Source organism: Bradyrhizobium sp. 172 (assembly GCF_023101065.1).
Lineage (GTDB): Bacteria > Pseudomonadota > Alphaproteobacteria > Rhizobiales > Xanthobacteraceae > Bradyrhizobium > Bradyrhizobium canariense_D.
The window spans coordinates 4,297,211-4,313,371 of sequence record NZ_CP064701.1; the positions used below are offsets into that span (position 1 = coordinate 4,297,211).

The window sequence follows — 16,161 nt, forward strand, 5'->3', positions numbered from 1 at the left end:
TAGCGGAAAAGGGCTGCAATACCGCTTTGGTTGACCCGCCGAAAGCGACGAAAGGAAGGCGTATGTCCAAGAAATCCCGAAAGAAATCGTCCAAAACGCCCTCCGTCACTCCGACGGCTAAAAAGACGCCCGTGAAAGCGCGGGCTGCGACTCAAACCAAGCTCGCGAAAACACAGCGGACACCGGCGAGCAAATCAACTGGGACCATAGCAAAGACAACATCGCATAAGGCCGCATCGAAACGGTTAAATTCTTCCAAATCGGCATCCGCGCCTGAAACGGCGGCGAAGGCCGGCTTGGCTGAGGGGCAGAAGGCTCCCGCCTTCCGCCTGCCCCGCGACGGCGGCGGCGTCGTCGCGCTGTCGGATTATGCCGGCCAGAAGCTGGTCCTGTTCTTCTATCCCCGCGCCGACACGCCAGGCTGCACCAGGGAGGCCATCGATTTCACCCGGCTCACCGGCGCCTTCGCCAAGGCTGGCACCGCCGCGCTCGGCATTTCCGCCGATCCGGTCAAGGCTCAGGACAAGTTCCGGGACAAGCACGGTCTCGGCGTGCCCCTCGTCTCGGATGAGACGCACGAGATGCTGGAGGCCTACGGCGCCTGGGGCGAAAAGTCCATGTATGGCAAGAGCTTCCTGGGAATGCTTCGCACCACGATGCTGCTTGGCGCCGACGGCAAGATCGCCCGGATCTGGCGCAATGTCCGGGTCGACGGCCACGCCGACGAGGTGCTGGAAGCCGCAAGGAGCCTTTAACCAATCATTTAAATTCAAGGGGTTCCCTTTCCGGAAAATTAACCATGACCGGCCCAGATTGCCGCGGCAATTAGGCCGCACGGACTCATCCGATCGGCGCGGGAGTGCCGATGTCGAAAAGTTCTGCCCAACTCTCGCAGTACCCCCAACATCACCCGCACGACCATGGACGGGCCTTTCATCGCCGTGCCGCCGCAGTGGCAACCGCGCTTCCCCTTCCCGACACCGACGACGCCTACACCATCGTGCATCACGGCAAGCAGGTTCGCCTGGGACCTGTGGTGTTCTGGATCGTGGTCGGCACTGTCGTGTTGCTCGGGCTCTGGTCGGCCGCAACCGCGACCTATTTCGCCTTCCGCGACGACGTCCTCACCCGGCTGATCGCCCGGCAGGCCGAGATGCAATACGCCTATGAGGACCGCATCGCCGAGCTCCGCGCCAAGGTCGACCGCACCACCAGCCGGCAGCTGCTCGACCAGGAGCAGTTCGACCAGAAGCTCGACCAGATCATGAAGCGCCAGACGGCGCTGGAGTCCCGTGCCACGGCGCTCGGGTCCATGCCGGACGTGACCGGATCGATTCCACGTTCCACCCCGCAGCGTGGCGATGCCAGCCAGACGACGCAGGGCACGCCAAAGCCCTCGCCGATCAGCGACACCGTGATCTTCGTGGCGCCGCCGGATCGCGAAGCGCGGCTCGAATCGCGCGCGCCGACCCTCGCAGCTCCGCCCGTCAATCAATTCGCCAAGAACCAGGGGTTCGACAACGTCGTCGTTCGGCTCACGACCTCGCTGGACCAGGTCGAGCGTCGCCAGATGGCGGCGCTCAACGCCGTCGAGGAAGGCATGGATTCGCGCATGCGCCGGATGCGCGGCGTCGTCAGCGATCTCGGCCTGAACCTCGCAAATCTCGAAGCCGCCGTGCCGCGCACCGCGATGGGCGGGCCGTTCGTGCCTGTTAAAATCACCGCCAGTTCGGGGCCGTTCGAGAAGCAGCTCTATCGCATCAACAACACCCGAGCCGAGATGGACCGGCTCAATCGCACGCTCGCGCTCGTGCCCTATCGCAAGCCCGTCATCGGCGAGGTCGAGTTCACCTCCGGCTTCGGCGTGCGCAGCGATCCGTTCCTCGGCCGGCCTGCGATGCATACCGGGCTCGACTTCCGCGCCGCGAGCGGCGATCCCGTTCGCGTCACCGCCAACGGCAAGGTCGTCTCGGCCGGCTGGTCCGGCGGCTACGGCCGCATGATCGAGGTCGATCACGGCAATGGCCTTGCGACGCGCTATGGCCATCTCTCCGAGATCAATGTCCGGGTCGGCGAGATCGTGAGAATCGGCCAGGTCGTTGGTCTCGTCGGGTCGACCGGCCGTTCCACCGGGCCGCATCTGCACTATGAAACCCGGATCGACGGCGAAGCGGTCGATCCGCAGAAGTTCTTGCGCGCCGGCGTGCGACTCAGCGCGGGCTAGGCTCGTTGAGAGCGCGCTCGTCTCGTCCCAGGTTTACATGGCGGAACTTCGGAGTTCCCTTCGCGTTAGGTCGCAGGTCCTCAATGGCGCGATCTTCTGATGCAACAGATCCATACGAAAGCTCGTCCGGCCAAGGGCAAAGCGGACCAGCCACGTAACAACGCGGCTCAACTCTTCAGCGATATTGCTAACCGAACATCTCAAGCGGCCGGGCGAGCGCTGACATTCATGATTGCAGCCGGCATCATCCTGGTTTGGGCGGTCACCGGTCCCATCTTCCATTACTCCGACACATGGCAGTTGGTGATCAACACCGGCACCACCATCGTGACATTCCTGATGGTCTTCCTGATTCAGAATTCCCAGAATCGCGATAGCGCGGCCATTCAGGTGAAGCTCGACGAACTGATCCGGGTGAGCGCGGTGCAAAATTCCTTCGTGGGAATTGAGCATTTGACCGACGACGAGCTCGACGAGATCCGCACCAAATGTGAGCTTCGCGCCAAGGCCGAAAAGGTCGGAGACGAGACAGTCAAGAATACCGGCAAGAAGGCGAAACGCGCCGCCGATCTCGTCACCGAATAAGCGGACGGATGCCGGGAACGACGAGGTGCGCAGCTTCGTTCGCAATCGCAACGCTTCGGCAGGCTCGCCCCGTCTTCATCACACCAGGCAACTGGCCCGCCGCGGAGCCAGCCCTGACTATTGGCCGCGCTCGTGGCCGACCTCACCGGTGATGACGTCGCCGAACAACTCCCAAGCCTGGCCGTTGAAGCGCATCAGCTGCATCTGCTCGATCGGAAAATAATCGTCGGCCGAAGTGTTGACCATGATCCCGGGCAGCATCAGGTCGGTGTGAAAATCCTTCAGGCTGGTGGCCTGCTTCATCACGTTGTCACGGGTGAGATTGTCGCCGCACTGCCTCAGCACCTGCGCCATCGCCTCCGCCTGGACGTAGCCATAAAGGTTGTTGGCGTTGGTCTTGTCCCCTTCGGGATAGTACTTATCCATGAAGGTGCGCCACGCGACGACCGCCGGATCCTTGTCCCAGGTCGGGTCGGTCGGATCCTTCAAATATGCTGTCGAGATGATATCCTTGGCATAGTCGAGCCCGGCGGGCTTGAGCACCGAGGCGATCGAGGTAGCCGTATTGGCGAGGAAGAATTTTGGCTTCCAGCCGAGCTCGCCGACCTTCCGGATCGCCTGTGCCGAGCCTTTCGGCGCGGCCCATGAGAAGAAGATGTCGGCGCCGGAATCGTGAAGCGCAACGATCTGCGAGTCGATCGAGGGATCGCTGACCTCATAGGATTTGTCGGCGATGATCATATCGGCCTTGTCACCGAGTCCGTCCTTCAGGCCCTTGAACTGGTCCTTGCCAGCATCGTCGTTTTGCCAAAGAACTGCGATCTTGCTGTTGGGGAAGTTGTCGCGGATATACTTCGCGTAGATCCGCCCCTCGCTCTGGTAGTTCGGCTGGAAGCCCATGGTCCAAGGGAAATTCTTGGGGTCGCCGAATTTGGTGCCGCCGGAGGCGACGAAGAGCTGCGGCACCTTCTTGGCGTTCATGTATTTCATGATGGCGGAGTTCGAAGGCGTGCCGAGCGGCTGGAAGATCAGCAACACCTCGTCGCTCTCGACCAGCTTGCGCGCCTGCTCGATCGCCTTTGGCGGCGAATAGGCGTCGTCATAGCTGATGAAATTGATCTTGCGACCGTTGATGCCGCCCTGGTCGTTGATCATCTTGAAGAACGCGGCCTCGGTCTTGCCGATCACGCCATAGGACGACGCCGGCCCGCTATAGGGCATGATGTTGCCGAGCTTGATTTCGGTGTCGGTGGCGCCGGGATCGTATTTCTTCTGCGCCAGGGCCGGCGTCGTGACGAGCACGCCGGCAGCAAGAATGGCGAGGGCAGCAAGGTTATTGCGACGACCCAGCATCGTTCTCTCCCCTGTTTTGTAGTCTTGTTTTGCCGAGAGTGTCGCAAGCTCGCTTACGGCTGGCAAGCGCCGCGATTTTCCGTGAGATGAAACGAGCGCTCCAGAACTATGTGCCGCGCCGCAGCAGCTCCAGAACGCGCCCGTCGATCACCAGCAATGCGCTGCCGATCACGATCGCGCCCGCGATCTCTCGCATCCAGATCGGCTCGCCCAGCACAAGCCATCCCAGAAGAATGGCGGTGACGGGAATGAGCAGTGTCACCAGCATCACATTGGTCGCGCCCGACCGCCGCAGGATCTGGAAGAAGACGATATAGGCGAGCGCCGTCGACAACCCGGCAAGGCCGAGCACCGCGAGCCAAATCGTCACGCCCGGCAGCGGGAGACGCCACGGCTGCTCCGCTGCGCCGGCCACGATCGCCATCATCACCGTGGAAGCCATCAGTTGAAACGCGGCCGTCCCCAGCGGCGGGGAGTCCTTCAACAACCGGCGCGCCGCCGGCGCGGCGAAGCCATAGCTGAAGGCGCCGCCGAGGCAGAGCAGGATGCCCAGCCCCTGCCCCGCCCGTGTCTCGACACCCCATCCGTGCAGGATGATCACGCCGGCGAGGCCCAGTGCCACGCCGGCGACGCGGCGGAGCCGCAAGGCCTCTTCGCCCGCCGCGGCCATCACGATGACCGTGAACAGCGGCGTGGTGGCATTCAGGACCGACGCCAGCCCGCTCGGAATGAAGGTCTGGCCGACCACGATCAGCGAGAACGGAATGACGTTGTTGAGGAGCCCAATCGCGACGAACGGCTTCCAGCCGGCGATGCCCTTGGGAAAGCCAATACCCTGGATACGGAGCAGCGGTAGCAGAATGGCGGCGCCAAGTGCAACGCGCAAAAGCACCAGCGTGAGCGGCGGCAATTCCCGCAGCGCCGCGCCGTCGAAAAAGAACGAGCCGCCCCAGAGCACCGAGAGCACCGTGAGCAGCGACCAGTCGCGCGCGTCGATACGGTTGTCGTTCGGGGACATGGGCGTCTCACAGCGATGGTCCGATCTGCTAGGACTGCGCGACCAGAATTGCCACCCGATTTCCGGGTAAAGGGCGAGATTCAGGATCGATCGCGACTTCGCGCGTCAACCGCGATATCCGCAACCACCGCCCCAATGACCAGGGCACCGCCAACAAGGGCGTGGACAGCAGGTATCTCGCGAAAGGCAATCCAGATCCAGAACGGCATCAGCGGCGTTTCCAGCGTCGCAATCAGGGAAGCCTGGCTCGACGGCAGGAGGCGCGAGCCGAGCATGTAGAATGTCAGCCCCAGCGCCACCTGAAAGCAGCCGAACATCGCGAGGATCGCGAGGTTGGCGCTGTCGATATGGACGAGGTCGTGCGCAAACGGAAGGCTGACGAGGCTTCCCAGGAAATTCGACAACGCCGCAGCTGCCACCATCGATGTCTCCTGGTAGCGTCGGATCACAACCGTCATCGCCGAGATGGCGAGTACCATGAAGCAACTCAGCGCCACGCCTCCAACATCAGCCCCGGCTTCGATGCCTCCGACCGTGATGGCGACGCCGCCAAAGGCAACGAGGCTCGCGATCAGGGTACGCCATGTTACGGCTTCGCCAAGCCACAGCCACGCCAGCGCCGCGGCCACGAACGGCTGCGTGGAGATCAGCACAGCCACATTCATCACCTTGGTCATCTGGAGCGCGGGGATGAAGGAAACCATGCCGAGCGTGGACAATGAGGCGACGAGCAAGCCGCCGCGTCCCGGCGCCACCAATTGCCGCAGCGCGCCGCGTCCCTGCATCAGGACGAGAAACACCGAGATCAGACTGCCGCCGAACACGCCGCGCCAGAACAGAATGGTCCAGGGATCGAACGGCAACAGACGTGTGAAGAACGGCGCCGTGCTCCAGGCAATCGCAGCTGATATGACGAGGGCAATGCCGAGACCGCGTTCCGAACGAGGCTGCCCCATGTCGATGCGACCGCTAGGACGGTTTCTTCGGCCGCGACACCAGTTCGATCATCTTGCCTTCGTCGTCGTCAGGCATCGCGGCCTTCGCTTGCGCGTAGGCTTCCACCGCGGCGCGCGCGACCAGCGGCTTGTCGGCCAGCAGGCTCTCGGCGAGCTTCACCGCGTAGGCGGCATCCTTGTGCCGCAGCGCTGCCGTGAATGTCGCGCCGGAGAAATCGCGGGAGACCATGCGCTTGGAATGACGCTGCACCTGCGGGCTCGCGGCCACGCCAGCCTGAATCGACTCCAGCACGAGGTTCATGTCGAGCCCGGCCTGCTCGGCAATGGCAAGCCCCTCGGCGAGGCCGGCGATCTGGATCGCGCCCATCAGATTGTTGATCAGCTTGTAGACCGTGCCGAAGCCGACCGCGCCGAAATGGCGGATGGTCGAGCCGATCGGCGTCAGATAAGGCCGCGCGCGTTCGAGATCGGCGGCATCGGCACCAACGAGCAAGGTCAGCTTTCCGCTCGCGGCCGCATCCGGCAATCCCGTCACGGGGCAATCGATATAGATCAGCCCGCGAGCGTTCATCTCGCGGCCCATCTCGCGCGCATGGTCATAGGAGACGGTGGAGCATTCGATCGCAATGGTGCCGGCCTTCGCGGTCTTGGCTGCGCCCTCGGGCCCGAGCCAGACCGCACGCGAGGCCTCATCATCGGCGACCATGGTCACGACGGCGTCGGCGTCGATCGCCGCGTCCTCAGGCGAGGTCGCCCAGAGCGCGCCGCGCGCGATCAGGTCTTCCGCTTTTGTTTTACTGCGATTCCACAGCGTCACCGTGAAGCCAGCATCGAGATAGCGGCCGGCCATGCCATGGCCCATCCGCCCAAGCCCGATGAAGGCGATCCGGGGCATCAGTCGACGTCCTCGATGTCGGCGCCGGGAGTGCCGAAGGCGCGCTGCGCCAGGGTCGCGGCCATGAAGTCGTCGAGATCGCCACCGAGCACGCCTGATGTGTCGGAGGTCTGCACACCCGTGCGCAGGTCCTTCACCATCTGGTAGGGCTGGAGCACGTAGGAGCGGATCTGGTGGCCCCAGCCGATGTCGGTTTTGGCGGCCTGGTCGGCGGCGGCCTTCTCTTCGCGCCGCTTCAGCTCGATCTGGTAAAGCCGCGCGCGGAGCATGTCCCAGGCCTGCGCCTTGTTCTTGTGCTGCGAGCGGCCGGCCTGGCAGACCACGGCGACACCGGTCGGGATATGCGTCAGCCGCACCGCGGACTCGGTCTTGTTGACATGCTGGCCGCCGGCACCACCGGAGCGCATGGTGTCGACGCGGACGTCGGATTCCTTGATGTCGATCTTGATGGTGTCGTCGATCACCGGAAACACAGCGACGGACGAGAACGAGGTGTGCCGCCGCGCGTTGGAATCGAACGGCGAGATCCGCACCAGGCGATGCACGCCCGCCTCGGTCTTCAGCCAGCCATAGGCATTGTGGCCGGAGACCTGGATGGTCGCGGACTTGATGCCGGCCTCTTCGCCCTCGGACTCTTCCAGCACCTCGACCTTGAAGCCGTGGGTTTCGGCCCAGCGCGAGTACATGCGAAGCAGCATCTGGGCCCAGTCCTGGCTTTCGGTGCCACCGGCGCCGGCATGCACTTCGAGATAGGAATCGAAACTATCCGCCTCGCCCGACAGCAACGCATCGAGCTCGCGCCGGGCGACTTCCTTCTTGAGGGTCTTGAGCGCGGCTTCGGCTTCCTTGACAACGCCCTCATCGCCCTCGGCTTCGCCGAGCTCGATCATGCCGATGTCGTCTTCGAGCTCCTGCTCGACCTTGCCGATGCCGGAGAGCGCATCCTCAAGCGAGGTGCGCTCCTGCATCAATTTCTGGGCTTTCTGGGGATCGTTCCAGAGATTGGGATCTTCTGCGAGCTTGTTCAGCTCAGCGAGGCGCGCCGTCGATTTCTCGACGTCAAAGATGCCTCCTCAGCAGCCCGACAGACTGCTTGATCTCTTCTACCAACCGTTCGATTTCGGCGCGCATGTGGTTCTCTGGTCTCGCGGAATTTTTCCGCGTCTAATGACAACGGGATGTAGCGGCGGCGGCTGCAAAGCGCAACCGCCGCGGCGACGAACGTTTGTCTTGTCCTAGGCCTTAGTACAGCCCGCCGGTGCCCGGCCGCATGAAGAAACCGGAATCCGGCTGCTGCTGCTGCGACGCCGGCACGCCGCCTCGCCCATCGGCATCGGCAACGCCGATGACGGAGTAGTTATCCGGCGGCGCCGTGCCCGGCTTGAAGGCTTCGAGAATGGTTCCGCCGGTCTCGCCCGGACCGGCGCGCATGCCGGACTTGGCGACGACCCGCACCAGCTTGATGCCGGCCGGCACCTTGAACGGGACCGCGGGCTTGTCGGCGAGCGCGAGCTGGAGGAAGTCGCGTGCGATGGGAGCTGCGAGATGGCCGCCGGTCGCGGCGTTGCCCTTGCCGAGCGGACGCGGTTTGTCATAGCCCATATAGATGGCAACGGCGACGTCGGGCGAGAAGCCGACGAACCAGGCGTCCTTGGCCTCGTTGGTGGTGCCGGTCTTGCCGGCGATCGGCTTGCCGACCTGCTTGACCACGGTCGCGGTACCGGCCTGGACCACGCCTTCCATCAGCTCGGTGATCTGATAGGCGGTCATGGAATCCAGCACCTGCTCGCGGCGGTCGATCAGCTGCGGCTCGTTCTGGTTCTTCCAGCCGCCGGGCGCGTCACAGCCACGGCATTCGCGCTGGTCGTGCTTGAAGATGGTGTGGCCGTAGCGATCCTGGATGCGGTCGATCAGGGTCGGCTTCACCCGGCGGCCGCCATTGGCGAGCATCGAATAGGCCGTGACCATGCGCATCGCCGTGGTCTCGCCGGCGCCGAGCGCGTAGGACAGATAGTTCGGCAGTTCGTCATAGACACCGAAGCGGCGGGCATATTCGCCGATCAAGGGCATGCCGATGTCCTGGGCGAGGCGCACCGTCACCGTGTTGAGCGACTGCCGCAATGCGTTGCGCAGCGTCACCGGCCCCTGGAATTTGCCCGAGGAGAAGTTTTCAGGCCGCCACACGCCCGCGCCCTGGCCTTGATCGATTTCGATCGGGGCGTCGAGCACGACAGTCGAAGGCGTATAGCCGTTGTCGAGCGCAGCCGAATAGACGATCGGCTTGAACGACGAACCGGGCTGCCGATAGGCCTGCGTGGCGCGGTTGAACTGGCTCTGGTCGAACGAGAAGCCGCCGACCATCGCCAGCACGCGGCCGGTCCAGGGGTCCATCACCACCATCGCGCCGGACACTTCGGGGATCTGGCGCAGGCGGTACTGGCCCTCGACAGGCTGGGCGTCCTTGTAGAGCGGATCGGCGTAGATCACGTCACCGGGCTGGAGCACCTGCGACACCGCGCTCGCCGCCCTGCCCTTCGCAGCCCCAGAGGCCGCTCTTGCCCATTTGATGCCGTCGAGCGTGATGAGGCCGGTCTCGCGCTGCTTGCTGATGGCGCCGCCGAGTTCGCGGCTCGGCTGGAAGCCGATGCGCGCCGACTGGTCGCTGGTCTCCAGCACCACGGCCATGCGCCATGGCGAGATATCGGACAGAGACTTGATCTCGGCGAGCTTCACGCCCCAGTCGCCAGAAATGTCGAGCTTGCTGATGGCGCCGCGATAGCCCTGCTGCTCGTCATAGTTGACGAGACCGGCGACCATGGTCTTGCGCGCCATGACCTGAATCTTGGGATCGAGTGTGGTGCGGACCGAGAGACCGCCCTCGTATAACTTCTTCTCGCCATAACGCTCGAAGATGTCGCGGCGCACTTCCTCGGCGAAATATTCGCCGGCGAAGGTGTGGGCGCCGTTGGAACGGCTGGTAACGGCCAGCGGCTCCTTGCGCGCCTTGTCGGCATCGGCCTGCTTGACCCAGCCGTTCTCAACCAGACGATCGATCACGTAATTGCGGCGCTCGATGGCGCGGTCGCGGTTGCGGACAGGATGCAGCGTCGCGGGCATCTTCGGCAGCGCCGCGAGATAGGACGCTTCCGCCACGGTCAGCTCGTTCACCGACTTGTCGAAATAAACCAGCGACGCGGCTGCGATGCCGTAGGCGCCAAGGCCCAGATAGATTTCATTCAGATAAAGCTCGAGGATCTTGTCCTTCGAGTAGGTCTTCTCGATCCGCATCGCCAGCAACGCTTCCTTGATCTTGCGGGCGAAGGAGACCTCGTTGGTCAGAAGGAAGTTCTTGGCGACCTGCTGGGTGATCGTGGAAGCGCCCTGCGGACGGCGGTTGGAGCCGTAGTTCTGGATGTAGACCACGCCGGCGCGCGCCATGCCGGTGTAGTCGATGCCGCCATGCTCGTAGAAATTCTTGTCCTCGGCCGCAAGGAAGGCGTTGATCACGAGTTTCGGCACCGCCTGGATCGGCAGGTACAGCCGCCGCTCCTTGGCGTATTCGCCGAGCAGCGAGCCGTCGGTCGCGTGCACGCGGGTCATCACCGGCGGCTCGTAATCCTGAAGCTGAGAGTAGTCCGGCAAGTCCTTGGAGAAATGCCAGATCAGGCCTGCGACGGCACCGACCCCGACAAGGAACAACACCGTTCCCGCGGCGAACAGGAAGCCCATGAACCGCACCAGCAAGCGCATTATCTGTTTATCCGTTCAAACTCTGGATCAGCCCAAAGATCAGCCCTGGCACCAGAAACAGGCGCCAAACCATCGCGAATTCACCGGCTTTACTCAATACTATTAGTGCCGGACTCAAGGCGCTTGCCGAGCGGGATTCTCGCCGATTCCGGAACCCCCTGCGGCGTTTTTATAAAGCGCCCGCTGTGGCCAAACTAGGGCTTTTGCGGCGGGACGGAAAATCACTCTCAATTCGACGATCCCCGGGTCGTCAATATGACGATCCCCCGGTCGTCAATTCGACGATCCGGCCGTGGCCATCCGTTTGGCCAAAAATCCATCGATCGCCTGCGCCATCGAGCCCACGGCACGCGACCGCCATCCCTCGGAGACCAGATGCTCGAGGTCGCCCTTGTTGGAGACATAGCCGATCTCCACCAGGACCGACGGCACGTCGGGGGCCTTCAGCACCCGGAAGCCGGCTGACTTCAGGGGATGCTTGTGCATCCGCACCGTCGACTTCATTTCGCCCATCAACAGGCGGGCAAAACGGCTTGAAAAGGTACGGGTTTCCCGCTGGGTGAGATCGATCAGGATGTCGGCGACATCGGTCGGCTCCTCGGCGAGGTTGAAGCCAGCGATGGCGTCCGCCCGGTTCTCCGCATCCGCCAGCCGCTGCGCCTCGGCGTCGGAGGCCTTGTCGGACAACGTGTAGATGGTCGCGCCCTGCGCATCGCCCTCGGCGCGCGGCAGCGCGTCGGCATGGATCGAGACGAACAACGCCGCCTTGAGGTTGCGGGCGACTTTGACCCGGTCGTTGAGCGGGATGAAGGTGTCGTCGTCTCGGGTCATCACCACGCGATATTTGCCGGTCTTTTCCAGCCGTTCGCGTAGCGCCAGGCCAAAGGCCAGCACCAGATTCTTCTCGCTCTCGCCGCTCGACTGCGTGCCGTTGTCGATGCCGCCATGGCCGGGATCAATGACGACGACCGCGCGGCCATCGGCCTTCTGCCCGGCTTCAGGGTGGGCAGATGCGGGAACCGTCGCGGGCGGCGGATCGGCAATAGCCGGCCGCAGCTCAGGACGGTTTTCCGGAGCCAGCGACGGCACGAAGGCGGTGCGCTCGACCTCCTCCATTTCGAGCACCAGCCGCGCCGGCTGGCCGTTGGCAGCCTCCACCACGTAGGAATTGGCGATCTTGGCGGGGCCCGTCAGGTCGAACACGATTCGGGAGCCTCCGGGCATCACCAGCCCATAGCGGAAGGCCTTGACCAGTCCGCGTCCGCCGGACCCGGTGCCGGCGGGAAGTTGAAAATTGACCTGGGGAACGTCGACCACCACCCGATACGGGTCGGCCAGAGTGACTGCGCGGAAGCTAACGGTCTGATCGATGTCGAGGACAAAGCGAGTCTGCCTGCCGTCCCCGGCCAGTCGGGCGGCCGAGGCCGTTGGGAAATTCGCTGATGCAACAGGGAGTTGAGGCTGACTTTCCGCGGCCTTCAGGCGCGAGGAATCAGCACACGGCAATGCCGCCGCGCAGAGCAGCACGCATCCCAGCAGGATCCTTTGATTTGCGCGGCTCGCCACCGATTCCGTGCCTCCGAGCAGCCTCTTTAACGCAATAGAACCACAGGGTTAAACGATCCTTAATGACAGACACGCGAAACTCGCTGACTGTGACCGCCGTGCGACGCTCCTTGCACGGATGGCCCAATCCACGTATGTACGGAATGCTGACGGCCGATATTTCCGGTTGTGTCGCATTCAGCCTCCCGGTGCAGCGCCGGAACTCTCAAGGTTTGGGAATTCCAGCGTTTTTCCGTTCCCCTCTAAGTCCAGCGCGGTGCGCGGCAGCAAGGTGGAGCGGGGCAAGCCCCGGCGGCGGAACGGTCCTCGGTTACCAACACGTTTCCGGGACGGTTCTGACAGCGGCGCAACCCGTTACCCGGTCCCTTAATCCCAAGGGAGCGGTTCGTAATACCCCAAGGCGAGCGCGCTCGCGCCATGCCTGGCCAACAGCAACTGATTGAGGGGCGGCCCCGCCGCCCAATGTTTCATACGGGCCGACGCTTGATGCGCCAGACTGTGCCGACCAATTCTGAAGGACCATTCGCGACGCTGCGGAGTGACAATTCCGCGCGCCGCTTCGGTCCTCCGGCTTTCGGTTCGGCAAGGCGCGAGAGACGGTGTTTCGGCCTTCCCCTCACCCCCGAATCAGGTGGACCGTCGCGTCACCCGGCAGCGCTGATGGCGCCCACGGTGAATCGCGCCCGCCGCCGCCAAGAGTTAAGACATGCCCAACAAGATGTTGATCGATGCCACCCACCCGGAAGAGACCCGGGTCGTCGTGGTCCGCGGCAATCGCGTCGAAGAGTTTGATTTCGAGACCGCGCAACGCAAGCAACTGCGCGGGAATATCTACCTCGCCAAGGTCACAAGGGTCGAACCCTCGCTCCAGGCCGCTTTCGTCGAATATGGCGGCAACCGCCACGGCTTCCTCGCCTTCAGCGAAATCCATCCCGACTACTACCAGATTCCGGTTGCCGACCGGCAGGCGCTGATCGAAGCCGAGGAGCAGGCCCATCGCGAGGCCGAGGAAGAGAGCGAGAACCGCTCCCAGGGCCGCCGCCGCTCCCGCCACCGCAATTCCCGCCGCCGTAGCCATGGCGAGCGCGTCCGCAGCGAGGTCGTCGAAGGCGATCCCGCGGCCCGGCAGGTCCAGGGCGAGGCCCTGCCTGAGGGCGCTTCGCACGAGGGCGCGCACCTGCACGCCGACGCAGAGCATCACGGCGAGCACGAAGGCCACGATCATCACGGCCACGAAGCACATGACCACGAAGGGCATGACCACGACGACCATCATCATGCCCATGGTGACGATCATCACGCGCACGATCATCACGACCACGATCATCATGGCGAGCACGATCATCACGACCATGATCATGCCGACGAGACACCGGCGCCTGTCGCGGCGATCGGCGCCGAGCCCGCGGTCGCCACCGAGGCCGTTGCCGAGCCGGAGGAGTTTGCCTCCGACGCGCACGCTCACGATCTTGCCGAGGCCGTGACATCGGCTACTGAGCCTGCCGACGCCGTGTACGCCGCAGGTGAGAGTGCGCAGGCTCCGCATCACGACTCCGAAGCGACGGCCGAGGATGACGACGAAGACGAGGACGACGAGGAAGCCGAAGAGGACGTCGTTGAATCCGTCGGCGGCGACGATGTGCTGGAGGAAGTGCCGGAGCGCACCTTCCGTCCCCGCCGCCAGTACAAGATCCAGGAAGTCATCAAGCGTCGCCAGGTGATGCTGGTGCAGGTCGTCAAGGAAGAGCGCGGCAACAAGGGCGCGGCGCTGACGACCTACCTCTCACTCGCCGGCCGTTATGCCGTTTTGATGCCGAACACCGCGCGCGGCGGCGGCATCAGCCGCAAGATCACGAGCGCGCAGGACCGTTCGCGCCTGAAGGAAGTGGTGCAGGATCTCGATGTGCCCGAGGGCATGGGGATCATTCTGCGCACGGCGGGTGCCGCCCGCACCAAGCCCGAGATCAAGCGCGATTTCGAGTACCTGATCCGCATGTGGGAGACGGTGCGCGACATGACGCTGAAGTCGCAGGCCCCGACCCTCGTCTACGAGGAAGGCTCGCTGATCAAGCGCTCGCTGCGCGACCTCTACAACAAGGAGATCGACGAGATCCAGGTGGCGGGCGATGCCGGCTACCGCGAAGCGCGCGACTTCATGAAGATGCTGATGCCCGCCAATGTGAGCGCGGTGAGACAGTATCGCGACGGCCAGCCGCTGTTCTCGCGGATGGGCGTCGAAAGCCAGCTGGATGCGATGTTCTCGCCGACCGTACAGTTGCGCTCCGGCGGCTACATCGTGATCAACCAGACCGAAGCGCTGGTCTCGATCGACGTCAACTCCGGCCGTTCGACGCGCGAGCATCATATCGAAGATACCGCGCTCAAGACCAATCTCGAGGCCTCCGAGGAGGTTGCGCGTCAGCTTCGGTTGCGCGACCTCGCCGGCCTGATCGTCATCGACTTCATCGACATGGACGAGAAGCGCAACAACCGCGCGGTCGAACGCAAGCTGTCCGATTGCCTCCGGCAGGACCGCGCGCGGATCCAGGTCGGACGCATCTCGCATTTCGGCCTGCTCGAGATGTCACGCCAGCGCATCCGCGCTAGCGTGCTGGAATCCTCGACCGATCCCTGCACGCATTGCGGTGGCACCGGCCATGTCCGCTCGGTGTCCTCGGTTGCGCTCCAATTGCTGCGCGGCCTCGAAGAGATCCTGATGAAGGGCGCAACCCACAACCTCGTGGTCCGCACCCGCACCGACGTCGCGCTCTATGTGCTGAACCACAAGCGCGGCCATCTGCGCGACCTTGAGAACGGCTTCAAGGTCACGCTGTCGGTCATCGCCGACCCGAGCGTCAGCGGACCGCAGGCCTATGTCATCGACCGCGGCGAGCAGGTGCATACGCTGGAAGCCGCCAAGGCTCTGCTGGCGGCGCAGGCGGCCGCAAGCCCGCCGCCCCTGGTCGAAGAGGCCTATGACGACGAGGAGTTCGATCCGGAGACCGAATCCGAGGTCGAGACCGAGGAGACTGAAGGTCTCGCCGAGGAGCAGACCGCAGGCGACGCCGTTACCGAGCAGGACGGCCAGCGCCGCAAGCGTCGCCGTCGCCGCCGCGGTCGCGGTGGCCCGCGCGACGAGGAGACGCGCGAGGATGGCGCTCCCGTTATTGCCGAGACGGCCATGGCAGCCGGCGAAGGCGAAGAGGATGCCGAGGCCGAGCCGGACGGCGAGGAAGGCGAGGAACAGGCAGCCCGTGGCGAGCAGCAGGGCAGCGCCGACCGCCGTCGCCGGCGTGGTCGCCGTGGCGGACGCCGCCGTCGCGGTCCTGGAGAGGAAGGTCTCGCCGGCTCCATCAGCGACGAGCTCGCTGCCAATGCACCGTCGGAAGCGACCGACGCAGTCGCCGATTTCGACGGTTTTGGCAGCGAGGCTGCGCCCTCGATCGCGCAGGCCGAGCACACCTCTGAACCCCAGGTCAACCAGCCTGAGCCGCGCGCCGAGGCAAAGATCGAGGCAGCGGCCCAGCCTGAGCCGCCTCCTGCTGCCGCGGACGAAGAGCACGCCGACGACAAGGCCGCACGACGCCGCTCGACGGTTCGGGAAAAGGTGAGCTTCCTGTCGAGCAGCCAGAGTGAACCGACACCGATTGCACAGGCGGCCGAGCCGGTTGCCCCGCCCGCCCCCGCTCCGGAGCCCGCGCCCGCAGCGGCAAGCGAAACCTCGCCCGCACCGCGTCGTGCCGGCTGGTGGTCCCGCCGCTTCGGCGGCGGCGAATAGAGCAACAAGATAGTTGAAACCGCCCGGCCAAACCGG

At 64.2% G+C, this 16,161-nt stretch carries 12 protein-coding genes; 4 read left to right on the plus strand and 8 right to left on the minus strand.

Going from position 1 to position 16,161, the window contains the following annotated elements:
• Positions 1-62 precede the first annotated feature (62 nt).
• The 3 genes from IVB07_RS20775 to IVB07_RS20785 all read left to right on the plus strand — a co-directional run bounded on the left by IVB07_RS20775 (position 63) and on the right by IVB07_RS20785 (position 2,809).
• Positions 63-755, plus strand: coding sequence for a peroxiredoxin (locus IVB07_RS20775; protein ID WP_247766640.1), 693 nt, complete (start codon positions 63-65; stop codon positions 753-755).
• 110 nt (positions 756-865) lie between these two features.
• Positions 866-2,224: a M23 family metallopeptidase gene (locus IVB07_RS20780; RefSeq protein ID WP_198957644.1), complete on the plus strand. Its 1,359-nt coding sequence runs from the start codon at positions 866-868 to the stop codon at positions 2,222-2,224.
• 99 nt (positions 2,225-2,323) lie between these two features.
• The gene (locus IVB07_RS20785; RefSeq protein WP_026232740.1) at positions 2,324-2,809 is read left to right on the plus strand and encodes a low affinity iron permease family protein; all 486 of its coding nucleotides are present in this window, start codon (positions 2,324-2,326) and stop codon (positions 2,807-2,809) included.
• A 117-nt stretch (positions 2,810-2,926) separates the two neighbouring features.
• On the opposite strand, the gene IVB07_RS20790 is transcribed toward IVB07_RS20785, so the two are convergent.
• The 8 genes from IVB07_RS20790 to IVB07_RS40690 form a co-directional block, all read right to left on the minus strand.
• Positions 2,927-4,162, minus strand: a complete 1,236-nt coding sequence (locus IVB07_RS20790) for an ABC transporter substrate-binding protein (RefSeq protein ID WP_018454467.1) — start codon at positions 4,160-4,162, stop codon at positions 2,927-2,929.
• Positions 4,163-4,268: 106 nt separating this feature from the next.
• Complete coding sequence (locus IVB07_RS20795) at positions 4,269-5,180, minus strand: DMT family transporter (protein WP_018454468.1); 912 nt, start codon at positions 5,178-5,180, stop codon at positions 4,269-4,271.
• Between the two features lie 80 nt (positions 5,181-5,260).
• On the minus strand, positions 5,261-6,136 hold the full coding sequence (locus tag IVB07_RS20800; RefSeq protein WP_247338035.1) for a DMT family transporter: 876 nt from the start codon (positions 6,134-6,136) through the stop codon (positions 5,261-5,263).
• Positions 6,137-6,149: 13 nt separating this feature from the next.
• Complete coding sequence (locus tag IVB07_RS20805; protein ID WP_247338036.1) at positions 6,150-7,031, minus strand: NAD(P)-dependent oxidoreductase; 882 nt, start codon at positions 7,029-7,031, stop codon at positions 6,150-6,152.
• Positions 7,031-8,162, minus strand: a protein-coding gene (gene prfB, locus IVB07_RS20810; RefSeq protein WP_157642912.1) for a peptide chain release factor 2 whose coding sequence is annotated in 2 segments (ribosomal slippage) — positions 7,031-8,092 and positions 8,094-8,162 — 1,131 coding nt in all. Because the reading frame shifts where the segments join, the coding sequence is not laid out codon by codon here. Before prfB ends, IVB07_RS20805 begins: the two co-directional genes overlap by 1 nt.
• A 111-nt stretch (positions 8,163-8,273) precedes the next feature.
• On the minus strand, positions 8,274-10,781 hold the full coding sequence (locus tag IVB07_RS20815; protein WP_018454472.1) for a penicillin-binding protein 1A: 2,508 nt from the start codon (positions 10,779-10,781) through the stop codon (positions 8,274-8,276).
• 273 nt (positions 10,782-11,054) lie between these two features.
• Complete coding sequence (locus IVB07_RS20820; protein WP_204511084.1) at positions 11,055-12,347, minus strand: N-acetylmuramoyl-L-alanine amidase; 1,293 nt, start codon at positions 12,345-12,347, stop codon at positions 11,055-11,057.
• A gap of 616 nt (positions 12,348-12,963) precedes the next feature.
• Positions 12,964-13,812: a hypothetical protein gene (locus tag IVB07_RS40690; protein ID WP_345947065.1), complete on the minus strand. Its 849-nt coding sequence runs from the start codon at positions 13,810-13,812 to the stop codon at positions 12,964-12,966.
• A 15-nt stretch (positions 13,813-13,827) separates the two neighbouring features.
• Between IVB07_RS40690 and IVB07_RS20825 the strand changes: the two genes are divergently transcribed.
• Entirely contained in the window at positions 13,828-16,125 is a 2,298-nt protein-coding gene (locus IVB07_RS20825; protein WP_345947064.1) for a ribonuclease E/G, read from the plus strand.
• The last annotated feature ends 36 nt before the right edge of the window (positions 16,126-16,161 follow it).